A 13,249-nucleotide genomic window follows, 5' to 3' on the forward strand; every position below is an offset into this window, starting at 1 on the left:
TTTTATCGCGGCGCATGACGAAGAATATCGACTTCCAGTATAGTGCTGAATAGATTCAATAAACGTTAATAATTAATCAACCAGCAAGTTGCTATGACAATTGATTTGATGATGAGACAGTCAGACTGATCTACTGAAAACCTTAGCTCGCCATAGGCTCATAATGAAGCCGCAAGGATGATAAGGACAGTAGAAGCAGATATCCATCAGGGCCAGAGGCATACCTCAATAACAGGCCGAATATATGGGTGMAATGAACTCTTCTCATAATCGCTATCGAATGTCTTGCAAACCGGATGGGTCCATATATGGCGAAAGGTTGAGGCGCTTCAGGGGGATTTACTGCATCGCTCGCTTGAGTGAAGAATGAGCTCGCGAGTATCACTAAAAACAAGGCTAAAAATAGCAGGTTCGAACGTATCATAACGGGACTTGCAGATAAGTTTTTGATGCGGTAACCACTCACAATAAGATGAATTGAACGCCTAGCTTAACAAATTTTGCCTAGTTTGATCTAATTTTGCTCTAAATAAGCATCTGTGATGCTTACTGTATTGGCTCGCTATGACCTGAACTCGCATCCTGCTAGAATGGCTATCCCATTCATATTTCTTCATTTGTGGTGTTATGCAGTCTAAGCGCGGCCGACTCGATCGTTATCTTTGTACCCAGTTACACACTCACCGTAAAGCGGTACGTGAACTGTTACTCTTGGGCCGAGTACGCGTTGATGGATTGATAGTGAAGGACATGGATAGGCAAGTGGATGAGTTTTCTCACATCCAACTCGATGGGCAAATATTACAGGCCAACACGCCAGTTTATTTGATGTTGCATAAGCCGATTGGCGTGGTGAGCGCGACTAAAGATACTCAGCATAAAACCGTGATTGATTTGCTCGATTGCGAAGCCCGTGATGAGTTACATATCGCGGGTAGACTAGATTTAAATTCTTCGGGTTTGTTATTACTGACCAATGACAGCCGCTGGTCTGATGCACTAATGTCACCAACGCATAAGGTCGATAAAGTGTATCGCGTTACCTTAGCTAATCCATTAACTGAAGAATATATCGCCGCATTTGCCGAAGGTATGTATTTCAGCTTTGAAGATATAATAACTCAGCCTGCTAAATTGGTGATCCTTGCTGATCATGTTGCTGAAGTGACTTTAAAGGAAGGTAAGTACCATCAAATTAAGCGGATGTTTGGTCGCTTTCGAAACCCAGTTGTTGGTCTACATAGATTATCAATAGGTGATATTGTGTTGGATGAAGCTCTGGCGTCGGGCAAAAGTCGTGTGCTGACTGCCGCAGAAGTGGCTTCTATCCGCTGTAAACCGGTAGCTTAGAGACATAGAGCACTTCAATTTATTAGCCATTATTCTGCGGATTCTAAATATAAAAATGGACTTGAGAGTCAAGTGTCCCAAGCCCGTGACATGGGATTAGAGATCGGCGTGGGGGCCGAATACTTCATAGTGCATGTTTTCAGTTGATACACCCAGAACGAGTAATTGTTGCTTGATGGCTGACATGAATCCAATAGGCCCGCAGAAATAGTAACGTGCATGGGGAAGCAGTTGATCTGCGACTTTGCTTAATTCCATTTGTCCTTCAAAATCATAATCTGTACCTACCACATCGGTTGAACTCGGCTTGCGATACCAAACATGGCTCTTCAGATTATGATGTTGCTGGCGCTTGGTGTGAATAGCCTGTTTGAAACCATGTACATCACCTTGCTCACAGGCATGTAGCCAAGTAATAGCACTTGGATGTTGCAACTTGATCAATTGATTCAACATGCTTTTCATCGGTGTTTGACCCACTCCTGCTGAAATGAGCACTACGGGGATGTCCGCCTCGACTTCTAAGATAAAATCTCCCGCCGGCGGCATAATTGCAATTTTGTCACCGATATGCATGGTATCGTGTAGCAGATTAGACACTTGACCACCTAATTCACGTTTCACACTGATGCGGTAACTGTTGCCATTCGGCGCATCGGATAGGGAATATTGGCGGATTTCTTCATATGCTAAATTGGGATGTTTTAGTTTCAAACTTAAGTACTGGCCGGGAATGAAATCTTTAACTGGCTTACCATCTTCGGGCGTCAATATGAAGGAGGTAATGACTGTGGACTCAGTCTTTTTCGCGCTAATGATAAACTGACGCTCACCCACCCAACCGCCATCTTGTTCTGCATGTTCCTGATAAATTTGAGCTTCTCGTTGAATAAATATATCTGCTAAAAATCCATAGGCCTGGGCCCAAGCTTCTAATACTTCTTCTGTTACTGCATCACCGCCTAACTCTTTAAGGGTGGCCAATAAGTGGCTGCCGACGATCGCATATTGCTCAGGCTTGATCAGAAAGCCTGTATGTTTTTGGGTAATGCGCTCGACAGTCGAACTTAGCACCGTTAAGTTTTCAATATTTTTAGCATAAGCCGCGACGGCGTTGAACAGGGCAACAGGCTGGCCACCAGAATGCTGGTGTGCCAAGTTAAATACATCTTTTAGTTCAGGATTATGTTTGAACATACGTTCATAAAAATGGGTCGTCAGCGCAGGGCCTGCGGATTCGAGTAAGGGGATAGTGCTCTTGATAACTTGGATTGTACGGCTGTCCAACATAGAAAATCCTTAACATGTAAATATTATGAATGTTAAATAAGTTTAAAGATCTATTTGATTTAGATCAATAGTGATGATCGCAATTCGTGCTACCGATAAGCGTGATTGAGGTCATTTGAAGTGCTTTATCAAAGCGGGTATGAGATAGGGAAATGATAAATAAATATATTATTTCAATGTATTACAGAGGTAATGGGGGAGGTTAACTGCAACAGCAAAGCTTATTGCAGTCATAGTGTGGTTTTTTGACTTAGAGTTTAAATGCACTCACTTGATTGCGCATACTGTTGGCGAGTTTAGTTAAATTAACCACAGATTCACTTAATTCAGCCGCCGATGCGGTGGAATGTTCGGCAATATCGCTGATGGCAATAATACTGCGATTAATGCTTTCGGCAACGCTACTTTGTTCTTCGGCAGCGGTCGCAATATGAGTATTAAGTTCTGTGATGCTGTCTACTGAGGAGACGATTTCTTTCAATGCTTGGCCTGCTTGATTGGCTTTATCATTAGCATCATCTACTTGATTTATACCAATTTCCATAGCGTTAACTGCTTCTTTAACGCCTTGTTGTAGTGTGGCAATCATGGCCTCAATTTCTTGGGTAGACTTTTGGGTGCGCTGCGCAAGGGTCCGTACTTCATCCGCAACGACTGCAAAGCCGCGGCCTTGTTCTCCCGCACGGGCCGCTTCAATGGCGGCATTTAATGCCAATAGATTGGTTTGCTCGGCAATGCTTTTTATCACATCGAGTACACGGCCGATATTTTGGCTTTCATTAGACAGAAATCCAATGACTTGTGCCGTTTTTTGAATTTGATCAGATAATTGCGACATACTGCTAATCGATTGCATTACAATATTATTGCCATTGGCGGCATAGGTATCGGCATCTTTTGCTGAATCTGCCGCCGCAGATGCGCTTTGGGCGACTTCTGCGACCGTTGCCGTCATCTCATTCATGGCCGTTGCAGTTTGCTCCGTTTCGGCTTGCTGCTGTTGCATACGTTTATTGGTTGCCTGCGTGAAGCTACTTAACTCATTTGCTGAACTATTAACGGTATTTGCCGCTTCGGCAATTGAATGAAGAATGCCCCGCAAGTGTTCAATAACTTGGGTGAGGCTAGTGGATATTTGTCCTAGCTCATCGTGATTAAAAGTAGTGAATTTGACGGTAAGATCTGAGTCTTGATGGATCAGCTTCAGTTTACTGAGAATGTCATTAATAGGATTCATCACGCTGCGATTGACCCAGAGTCCAATCACAATACTGATAATCATGGCGGCACAGGCTAATGCTACAAAAATAGTGATTGAAGATTGGTAAATGGCATTCACACGATCTTTTTCTTCGCCTGCCACGCGAATTTGCAGTGCAATCAGTTCAGATATTTGGTTACTGATGGGGTCTATTACTTGGTAAAGCGGCAGGATATTGGCCGATAATTGGCTTGATACATCACCATTTAATCCTCTTAAGCGTGAGACCAGAGTGTCAATCTGTTGATTCGCGGGTGAGAACAGCACTTCGGCTTGTTTTACGAGTCGGGATTCTTCTGAGGTAAGTTCAGTGGCTAAGTATTTTTGCCAATGCTGGGTAATGGTAGATTTGGCACTGTCTAGCGCTTCAGCTGCTTGAGAGGCGGTGAAACCACCCTATTGACCGCATCGATAACATCGACCGCGTACTTATCAGCAATCACTTTTAAATCGTCTAGTGGCACAACTCTATCGCCATAGATACGTTCAACACCCGATTCAATTTTACCCATCATATTAATGGCGAGAAAACCAATCGTCATTAGCATTAAAAGGGGAACCAGAATGCCGATAAACATTTTTTGTTTTATTTGTAAACCGTTCATATGGATAGCCTCAGTGAACTAAAGAGTCCTTTAGGCAGAACTCTATCTATCCCTATGATGAGTCTGTAACAATAGGTATAGCAAATCTGAGGAAAGAGGGGGGAGTTACAGAAAATTTATTTTGCTTCAGATACAAAAAAACCTCGCTTGGCGAGGTTTAAATGTTGGTACAGATGAGAGGACTTGAACCTCCACGCCCTTGCGAGCACCAGCACCTGAAGCTGGCGTGTCTACCAATTCCACCACATCTGCATGGCTATTCGATATTTCATCGAATTGACAATCTTAACACTGTGAATCTTAACTTTTGAACTGCAATTTGGTACAGGTGAGAGGACTTGAACCTCCACGCCCTTGCGAGCACCAGCACCTGAAGCTGGCGTGTCTACCAATTCCACCACACCTGCACTGTACCTATCGCAGTTCTCTAACATAAGTCGCTATCGCAACCCATTTAAAGATGGTGCCCGAACCCGGAATCGAACCAGGGACACGAGGATTTTCAATCCTCTGCTCTACCGACTGAGCTATTCGGGCGACGGGCGCAATTTAAAGGCTTTTCGGGTTTTGAGTCAATAGATTTTTACTAAATAACGGAAAAAGTGACTCAGTTGGATAAGATTTACACGAAAGTGTCATTTGTGTTGGTATTGAGGATGTAAAAATAGCCAAACCACTATCCACACTGAGAACTTAGCGTTATCTATTTATGGCTTATCTAGGGTCACCAAGCAAAAAAATGCCCCTATTAAAGGGGCATTCTCGGTTAGTTTGATAAGATTTCATTGTTTGGGAAGTTAGCTTGCATTACCATGAGCACGTTTTGCTTCAGCTTGCTCTGACCTAATTCGCCATAAGCTTCTATCATTATCTCTAATGCCCGTTCATTTGAAGGGGTGCCAGGGTATGTTTCCATTACAGATTGTGCTCGGATTGCTGCGGCGCTCCATGCATTCATCTTGAGATAATACTCGGCAACTTGAATTGAATATTTTGCTAAGCGATTCTTCAACGCTAACATGCGTTTTTGCGCATCGGCGGCATATTTGCTGTTAGGGTAGGTTTTGATAAGACGATCAAAATCTTTGAAAGCATCTTGAGCATTTTTAGGGTCACGATCGGTTCGGTCGATATTAAGCATGTCGTGGAACATGTAATTGTCGGCTTGCATGTTCACTAAACCGCGCATATAGAACACATAGTCTACATCTGGATGAGTTGGATTAAGACGGATAAATCTGTCTATGTTCGCAATACCAGAAGCGACATCGTCCATTTTATAGTAAGCATATATCAGGTCTAACTGGACTTGAGTTTTGTGAGGTCCGAAGGGGAAGCGTGAGTCTAACGCTTCCAAAGAACGGACAGCTTTAGAGTAATTGCCAAGCTCCATAGAGGTTCTGGCCTGAGTATAAAGTACATCAGGTGACGTTTTGGCGGCAATATCGTTATCATCAGGGCTGCTGCTACAGGCTGATAACGCTAGTGAAAATAGGACTAAGGTAACGCCTTTGGAAAATTTATACATACTTGAATTCAATTCTTTTTAAGTTGTAGTTAAGAATTTTTCCATTTCACTATAAAATAGAAAACATCCGATTGTAACAGATAGCACACATTTTTTGACCCCTAAATGGGGATACGGTTCCTATGACACAAGAGATTAATCTAAAAAGCGAGATTTCGGCAACACAAACTGGACTGAGATTAGATCAGGCTCTAGCAGAGTTGTTCCCAGATTACTCGCGCACGCGCATCAAGGAATGGATCCTATCTGATGCAGTTTATGTTGACGGCGTTGTCGTTAATAAGCCCCGAGAGAAAGTTTATGAGCTGCAACAGATACTCATAGATGCCACTCTTGAAGAAGAAGTTCACGCAGCGGCACAGGCCATTGATCTAGATATCGTCTATGAAGATGACGATATTATTGTGATCAACAAGCAAGCGGGACTCGTGGTTCACCCTGGTGCTGGCAATGCCGATGGCACTTTGATGAATGCACTATTGCACCATTGTCCCGATATTGAGCATGTACCACGTGCTGGTATTGTGCACCGTCTGGACAAGGATACTACAGGTTTAATGGTTGTAGCCAAAACCGTTGAAGCGCAAACCCATTTAGTTGCCGCCTTGCAGGCCCGTGAAATCACTCGTGAATACGAAGCGATTGTGATGGGGACTATGACAGGTGGCGGTACTGTTGATGAGCCGATTGGTCGTCATCCAACGAAACGTACTCATATGGCGGTGCATCACTCTGGTAAACCTGCAGTGACGCATTATCGTGTGGCGGAAAAATTCCGTAACCACACTCGTCTAAGATTGCGCCTTGAATCGGGTCGTACTCACCAAATTCGTGTGCACATGGAATACATAGGCCACGTATTAGTGGGCGATCCTGTGTATGGTGGTCGTCCAAAACCGCCGAAATGGGCCAGCCCAGAGTTTTTTGATATTCTGAAAAACTTCAAGCGCCAAGCGCTGCACGCTGTGCGTCTTGAATTAGCGCACCCTGTGAGTTGTGAAATCATGAGCTGGCACGCGCCAATTCCTGAAGACATGGTGATTTTGACGAAAGCACTGCGTCAAGACACGGTCGAGCATCCGATCGAGTATTTGTAAGTGTTTAATCACGATTGGCCTGTTCCCGCTAATGTTGGCATCGCAATGACAAATCGTCATGGCGGTGTGAGCGTGCATCCTTATGACAGTCTGAATCTTGGACTGCATGTCGGTGATGCGCCGGAGCTGGTGATGGCTAATCGTGAATTACTCTGCAAACAATTAGCGTTAACCGCCGAGCCTGTCTGGCTCGAGCAAGTGCATGGTACTCATGTGCTTAATTTAGACGCGATGAGCTTAGCTCATGCTGCGGATACACCGATTGCCGATGCTAGTTACAGCCGAACCGCTGGACGAGTTTGCGCAGTGATGACCGCCGATTGTTTGCCTGTGTTGCTGTGTAATCAAGCGGGAACCGAAGTGGCTGCGGCCCATGCTGGTTGGCGTGGTTTATGTGATGGCGTGATTGAGGCCACTGCGGCGCACTTTAGTTCACCTATGGATGAATTGATTGCCTACCTCGGCCCGGCTATTGGTCCACAAAAATTTGAAGTCGGCGTTGAAGTACAGCAAGCTTTTTGTACTTTACATCCGCAGTCGGCAGCGTGTTTTATTCCAAGTGGTAACAAGTATCTTGCCGATATTATTGGCTTGGCTAAATTACGCTTGAGTTTACTCGGGATAAACCCTATTTATAGCGCAGATATCTGCACAGTCAGCGACACGGATTACTTTTCTTATCGTCGCGATAAGGTGACGGGACGCATGGCTTCATTGATCTGGCTTAAGTCTTAAGCTAATTCCCCTACAGTTTGTATTTATTTGCGCGTTATTCGCTTGAATTTGGCTAAATAGCCCCCATCTTTTAACTAACGAAATGTAATACCAATCCTATTTAGATCTCTCCATTAGCGGTACTGATTTTAAAGCCACTAAATTGGCAAGATGTCTTGTGGATTGGCATATCTCTACTATATGAGTGTTAGGAGGCTGTATGCGACTCGATCGTATGACCAATAAATTTCAGCTTGCCATCTCTGATGCCCAGTCACTCGCACTTGGGCGTGATCATCAGTTTATTGAACCGCTGCATTTGATGATGGCATTGTTGAACCAAGATTCAGGTTCAATCCATCCCTTATTGACCCAAGCTGGCATTCGAGTGAGTGCGCTGCGTTCGCTTTTGAGTCAAGAGCTGGAACGCTTACCTCAAGTCGAAGGTACGGGCGGCGATGTACAATTATCCCAAGGTTTAATCCGTTTATTAAACCTGTGTGATAAATTGGCGCAAAAGCGTAAAGACAAATATATCTCTAGCGAATTATTTGTATTAGCTGCGTTAGAAGGTGCCGATGCCCTTGCGCAAGCGCTGAAAAAAGCCGGCGCGACCAAAGAGTTGATGGAACAAACCATTGAACAAATGCGCGGCGGCCAAAAAGTGGATGATCCGAACGCTGAAGATCAACGCCAAGCGTTGAAGAAGTTTACTATCGATCTCACCGAGCGAGCCGAACAAGGCAAGTTAGATCCTGTGATCGGCCGTGACGATGAAATTCGCCGTACGATCCAAGTGTTACAACGTCGCAGTAAAAATAACCCCGTCCTTATCGGTGAACCGGGTGTGGGTAAAACGGCGATTGTTGAAGGACTTGCCCAGCGTATCGTTAATGGTGAAGTCCCCGAGGGCATTAAAAATAAGCGCGTTTTATCCCTCGATATGGGCTCATTGATTGCGGGCGCTAAATATCGCGGTGAGTTCGAAGAGCGTTTAAAAGCGGTACTTAATGAGTTGGCGCAGGAAGAAGGTCAAGTGATCCTCTTTATCGACGAGCTGCATACTATGGTCGGCGCCGGTAAAGGTGAAGGCGCAATGGATGCGGGTAACATGCTCAAACCTGCGTTAGCGCGTGGTGACTTGCACTGTGTGGGTGCGACAACGCTTGATGAGTATCGTCAGTATATTGAAAAAGATGCGGCGCTTGAACGTCGTTTCCAAAAAGTGCTGGTGGATGAACCAAGCGTTGAAGATACCATCGCCATTTTGCGTGGACTGAAAGAACGTTACGAGCTGCATCACCATGTGGAAATTACCGATCCGGCTATTGTGGCGGCAGCGACCATGTCGCACCGTTATGTGTCGGACCGTAAGTTACCCGATAAAGCGATCGATTTGATCGACGAAGCGGCATCGAGCATCCGTATGCAGATGGACTCAAAACCTGAGTCACTCGACAGGCTCGAACGTCGTGCTATCCAGCTCAAACTGGAGGAGCAGGCGTTAGCCAAAGAAAATGATGAGGCGAGTCGTCGCAGGCTTGACCATCTGCAAGAGGAATTACGTGACGTTGAAGCGAAAGCTTCAGAGTTGAACGAAATCTGGCGTACTGAAAAAGCCGCATTAGCGGGCACTCAGCACATAAAAGCCGATCTCGAACAGGCTCGAATGGACTTAGAAGTGGCGCGTCGTGCGGGTGATTTAACTCGGATGTCTGAGCTGCAATACGGTCGTATACCTGAGCTTGAAAAACAGCTCGATTTGGCATCGCAAGCCGAAATGCAGGACATGACGTTATTGCGTAACAAGGTTACTGAGTTCGAAATCGCCGAAGTATTGTCAAAAGCGACGGGAATACCCGTATCGAAAATGCTTGAAGGCGAGCGCGAAAAATTACTGCAAATGGAAGTGGCGCTGCATGAACGAGTGATCGGCCAAAACGAAGCCGTCGATGCGGTCGCGAATGCGATTCGTCGTAGCCGCGCGGGTCTGGCGGATCCAAATCGCCCGATTGGCTCGTTCCTGTTCTTAGGCCCAACGGGTGTAGGTAAAACTGAGCTGTGTAAATCACTGGCGAGGTTCTTATTTGATACCGAATCGGCTTTAGTGCGCATTGATATGTCTGAGTTTATGGAGAAACACTCAGTATCGCGTTTAGTGGGTGCGCCTCCAGGATACGTGGGTTATGAAGAGGGCGGTTATTTAACGGAAGCCGTTCGTCGTAAACCTTATTCGGTGATATTGCTCGACGAAGTCGAGAAAGCGCATCCCGATGTGTTTAACATTTTACTGCAAGTGCTTGATGATGGACGCTTAACCGATGGTCAAGGTCGTACTGTCGATTTTAGAAATACAGTGATCATCATGACCTCGAACTTAGGCTCCGACATTATCCAAGAAGGATTTGGTCAAGTGACCTATGCAGAGATGAAAGCGGCGGTAATGAATGTGGTCACTCACAGTTTCAGACCCGAGTTTTTAAACCGTATCGATGAATCTGTGGTGTTCCATCCATTGGATGCTGCCAATATCAAGCGTATTGCTTCGATACAAATTGCTTCCTTACGCCAACGTTTGGCTGAAAAGGACTATACATTGGAGATCACCGACGACGCATTATCACTGATTGCGGAAATTGGTTTCGATCCTGTGTATGGTGCAAGACCGTTGAAACGGGCATTGCAGCAAGAAGTCGAAAACCCGCTGGCGCAGAAATTACTGCGTGGTGACTTGTTACCGGGTAAACCGATCAAGGTCAGCTGTGCGGGTGGCGAGTTAGTGTTCGAGCAATAACCTGTGACCAGTAGCTAGTAACTTAGTGTGTTGTTTGAATGCGATACGTTAATCGCAAGCTTGAAGTTGGATATGTTGAAATAGGCGAACTGAAATAAGCGTTCTTGAATGAACGAGCTTGAAATAAACTATCTTGCAATAAGAGATAGCGCTTCCTTAGTCAGTATCTCTCCCGCTTCAAGCACTAAAACGAAAGGAGCCGAGTTTTTAACTCGGCTCCTTTTTTATTGCATCAGCTTAATCGTTCTTCATTAATGTAGTGGCATAGTGAATTTGGCTACTTCTTATCACAGAAGAGTTTGATTCTTTCCTGCTGCTGGGCAATCGAGGCTTGGCGATCCTCCTCCGTCATAGCGACAGATTCACCTGAATCGGAAGTTTGGCGGATAAGCTTAGTATGCGTTGTGAGTATTTCTAAATTGTGTTTTGCACTCTCACAAATGGATTTAGCCTGTTTGGCGTCTTTTTCTTTGATCTGCGCCGCTGACTTTTCTAATTCATTGGCTTCAGAAGTGGCTTCCGCATTCTTTACCGGTGCGATAAAACCCACTTTCGCCTGCTCTAAATCTTCACTGTAGAGTTTTTCTGCTTTGATGTTTTCTTGTTGTGGGGCTTGTTGGCTGTAATGCGTCACCCCATTTTCGTCGACCCAAGTATAGATAACGCCCGCAGAAACGGGGCCAATGAAAAGGCCGAGCCAGAGCCATCGATACAGTATTGTTCTGAACATGTTCACTTTTAACATCGAAATTATCCCTAACTGGTCTCTCATCTACATGATAATAAAATATGTTATCTTGAAAGCTAACTTCTCTTCACTGAACTAGCGTAATAAGTGTATGCAAAATTCTTCAAATCAAACAGTAAAGAATAAAGGTATCTATTTACTGCCTAATCTTTTTACGACAGCAGGATTGTTTTCTGGCTTTTATGCTGTGATAGCTTCCATGAATGCTAACTTTGAAGCTGCTGCAATAGCCATTTTTATTGCCATGATTTGTGATGGGCTCGATGGCCGAGTGGCAAGACTGACTAATACCCAAAGTGATTTTGGTGCCGAATACGACAGTATGGCCGATATGGTGTCCTTCGGAATGGCGCCAGCACTACTCGCCTACAATTGGGCATTAGCGGACTTAGGTAAAATTGGTTGGTTGGCGGCATTTATTTATTGTGCAGGTGCGGCACTCAGGCTCGCTCGATTTAATACGCAAGTTGGCGTCGCCGATAAGCGTTACTTTCAAGGTCTCGCTAGTCCGGCCGCCGCCGCTGTTATTGCTGGCAGTATTTGGCTTGGTAATCAATACAGTCTCGATGGAAAAAATATCAGTTGGATTGCAGCCCTTGTGACTGCGACAATCGGTTTACTGATGGTCAGCAATTTCCGCTATCACTCCTTTAAAGAAATTGACTGGCGTGGCAAGGTTAACTTTATCGTGATCTTACTGGTCGTTGGTGTATTTGTGGTGGTGTCAGTTCAACCTGCATTGATCTTATGTGTCGGTTTCTACTTATATGCGATTTCAGGCCCAATCATTACGATTCGAACCGTGAGAAAACTCAAAGTCGCACACGTTGTAGGAGATGATGTCGTGGCGAATGTCGAGATCAATTCCTCAACCCAAGCTGCAGCACAAACACAAAGCGCTACAAATATCGAAAAAGAGAAATAAGAAGAGCATAAATCTTAGGGCTCGTGCTTTTGAACAGTGCTTATCATTAGCTAGGTGCAAACAAGAGTAAGACATCACACTGGGCATAACGCTTTTAGAGGTTTGCTGATAGATATTACGAAAAATCGCTATCAACTTCTGTTTATGCCCATTCAATCTATTAAAATCCCTGCAATAGGCGATTTCTTTTGCCAAACTTATCAACCCAAACAGCGATATTGCTCAGTATTGCAGTATATTTCTGCAGTTTGGTGGTTATTCATTCGCTTGGCGGAGATTGTTAAAAAAGCCCTTGCACAAAAAGTTTCACTGCCTATAATGCGCATCCACTGACACGGCAGGCAGCGAAAGCAGGCTGACGAGTTAAGTTGAATTGAGTAGCTTTTAAGCACTTAATTCAACCGCAGCAAGAAGTTGAAAAATACTCCTTGACGCGAAACGGGAAATGCGTAAAATACGCAGCCCTAGCCAGCTGGAAGCGTTCGACGCTCAGTGTGGTACTCACCTTCTCTTATGAGGTTGAGTTGCTCTTTAACAAGATAAAACAAGAAATCTGTGTGGACACTCACAGGTGTTGAGTTAATCGAAACTGCTTAGCCTTCGGGTTGGCAGTCAAAAATTTAAATCAATGTAACAATGAGTGTTCATAGCAATATGTACAGTTTGTTTCTTTAGTTAGAAACAAAAAATCAGAATTCATTGAGCCGCTGAAGTCGTAAGACGGAAGCAACAAAACTTTAATTGAAGAGTTTGATCATGGCTCAGATTGAACGCTGGCGGCAGGCCTAACACATGCAAGTCGAGCGGCAGCACAAGGGAGTTTACTCCTGAGGTGGCGAGCGGCGGACGGGTGAGTAATGCCTAGGGATCTGCCCAGTCGAGGGGGATAACAGTTGGAAACGACTGCTAATACCGCATACGCCCTACGGGGGAAAGG

At 44.9% G+C, this 13,249-nt stretch carries 8 protein-coding genes, 3 tRNA genes, 1 rRNA gene and 1 pseudogene; 6 read left to right on the forward strand and 7 right to left on the reverse strand.

Features of this window, described 5'->3' with window-relative positions:
- Positions 1 to 627 precede the first annotated feature (627 nt).
- Entirely contained in the window at positions 628 to 1,350 is a 723-nt protein-coding gene (locus tag L5L98_RS21760) for a pseudouridine synthase (RefSeq protein WP_263143490.1), read from the forward strand.
- A 96-nt stretch (positions 1,351 to 1,446) separates the two neighbouring features.
- Here L5L98_RS21760 and hmpA read toward each other — a convergent pair whose 3' ends face one another.
- The 6 genes and pseudogenes from hmpA to L5L98_RS21790 all read right to left on the reverse strand — a co-directional run bounded on the left by hmpA (position 1,447) and on the right by L5L98_RS21790 (position 6,034).
- Entirely contained in the window at positions 1,447 to 2,640 is a 1,194-nt protein-coding gene (hmpA, locus tag L5L98_RS21765; protein ID WP_263143492.1) for an NO-inducible flavohemoprotein, read from the reverse strand.
- 250 nt (positions 2,641 to 2,890) lie between these two features.
- Positions 2,891 to 4,506 (reverse strand): annotated as a pseudogene (locus L5L98_RS21770) (methyl-accepting chemotaxis protein).
- A 165-nt stretch (positions 4,507 to 4,671) separates the two neighbouring features.
- Positions 4,672 to 4,758 (reverse strand) — tRNA-Leu (locus tag L5L98_RS21775).
- 68 nt (positions 4,759 to 4,826) lie between these two features.
- Positions 4,827 to 4,913, reverse strand: a tRNA-Leu gene (locus L5L98_RS21780).
- 54 nt (positions 4,914 to 4,967) lie between these two features.
- Positions 4,968 to 5,043: transfer RNA gene (locus tag L5L98_RS21785), tRNA-Phe, on the reverse strand.
- 229 nt (positions 5,044 to 5,272) lie between these two features.
- On the reverse strand, positions 5,273 to 6,034 hold the full coding sequence (locus L5L98_RS21790) for an outer membrane protein assembly factor BamD (protein WP_105249967.1): 762 nt from the start codon (positions 6,032 to 6,034) through the stop codon (positions 5,273 to 5,275).
- 122 nt (positions 6,035 to 6,156) lie between these two features.
- Here L5L98_RS21790 and rluD point away from each other — a divergent pair, with 122 nt between their 5' ends.
- The 3 genes from rluD (at position 6,157) to clpB (ending at position 10,639) form a co-directional block, all read left to right on the forward strand.
- Positions 6,157 to 7,131 (forward strand): 23S rRNA pseudouridine(1911/1915/1917) synthase RluD, encoded by a 975-nt coding sequence (gene rluD / locus L5L98_RS21795; RefSeq protein ID WP_105249966.1) that lies wholly within the window; start codon positions 6,157 to 6,159, stop codon positions 7,129 to 7,131.
- The gene (pgeF, locus tag L5L98_RS21800; protein WP_263143495.1) at positions 7,132 to 7,866 is read left to right on the forward strand and encodes a peptidoglycan editing factor PgeF; all 735 of its coding nucleotides are present in this window, start codon (positions 7,132 to 7,134) and stop codon (positions 7,864 to 7,866) included. It abuts the gene before it with no gap.
- A gap of 199 nt (positions 7,867 to 8,065) precedes the next feature.
- The gene (clpB, locus tag L5L98_RS21805) at positions 8,066 to 10,639 is read left to right on the forward strand and encodes an ATP-dependent chaperone ClpB (RefSeq protein WP_198573010.1); all 2,574 of its coding nucleotides are present in this window, start codon (positions 8,066 to 8,068) and stop codon (positions 10,637 to 10,639) included.
- 277 nt (positions 10,640 to 10,916) lie between these two features.
- Here clpB and L5L98_RS21810 read toward each other — a convergent pair whose 3' ends face one another.
- Entirely contained in the window at positions 10,917 to 11,384 is a 468-nt protein-coding gene (locus tag L5L98_RS21810; RefSeq protein WP_263143498.1) for a DUF4124 domain-containing protein, read from the reverse strand.
- A 94-nt stretch (positions 11,385 to 11,478) separates the two neighbouring features.
- Between L5L98_RS21810 and pssA the strand changes: the two genes are divergently transcribed.
- Positions 11,479 to 12,312: a CDP-diacylglycerol--serine O-phosphatidyltransferase gene (gene pssA / locus L5L98_RS21815; RefSeq protein WP_263143500.1), complete on the forward strand. Its 834-nt coding sequence runs from the start codon at positions 11,479 to 11,481 to the stop codon at positions 12,310 to 12,312.
- Between the two features lie 738 nt (positions 12,313 to 13,050).
- Positions 13,051 to 13,249 (forward strand): 16S ribosomal RNA (locus L5L98_RS21820); the annotation flags it as partial.

The organism is Shewanella sp. SM23, from assembly GCF_025654295.1.
Taxonomy (GTDB): Bacteria; Pseudomonadota; Gammaproteobacteria; order Enterobacterales; family Shewanellaceae; genus Shewanella; species Shewanella oncorhynchi.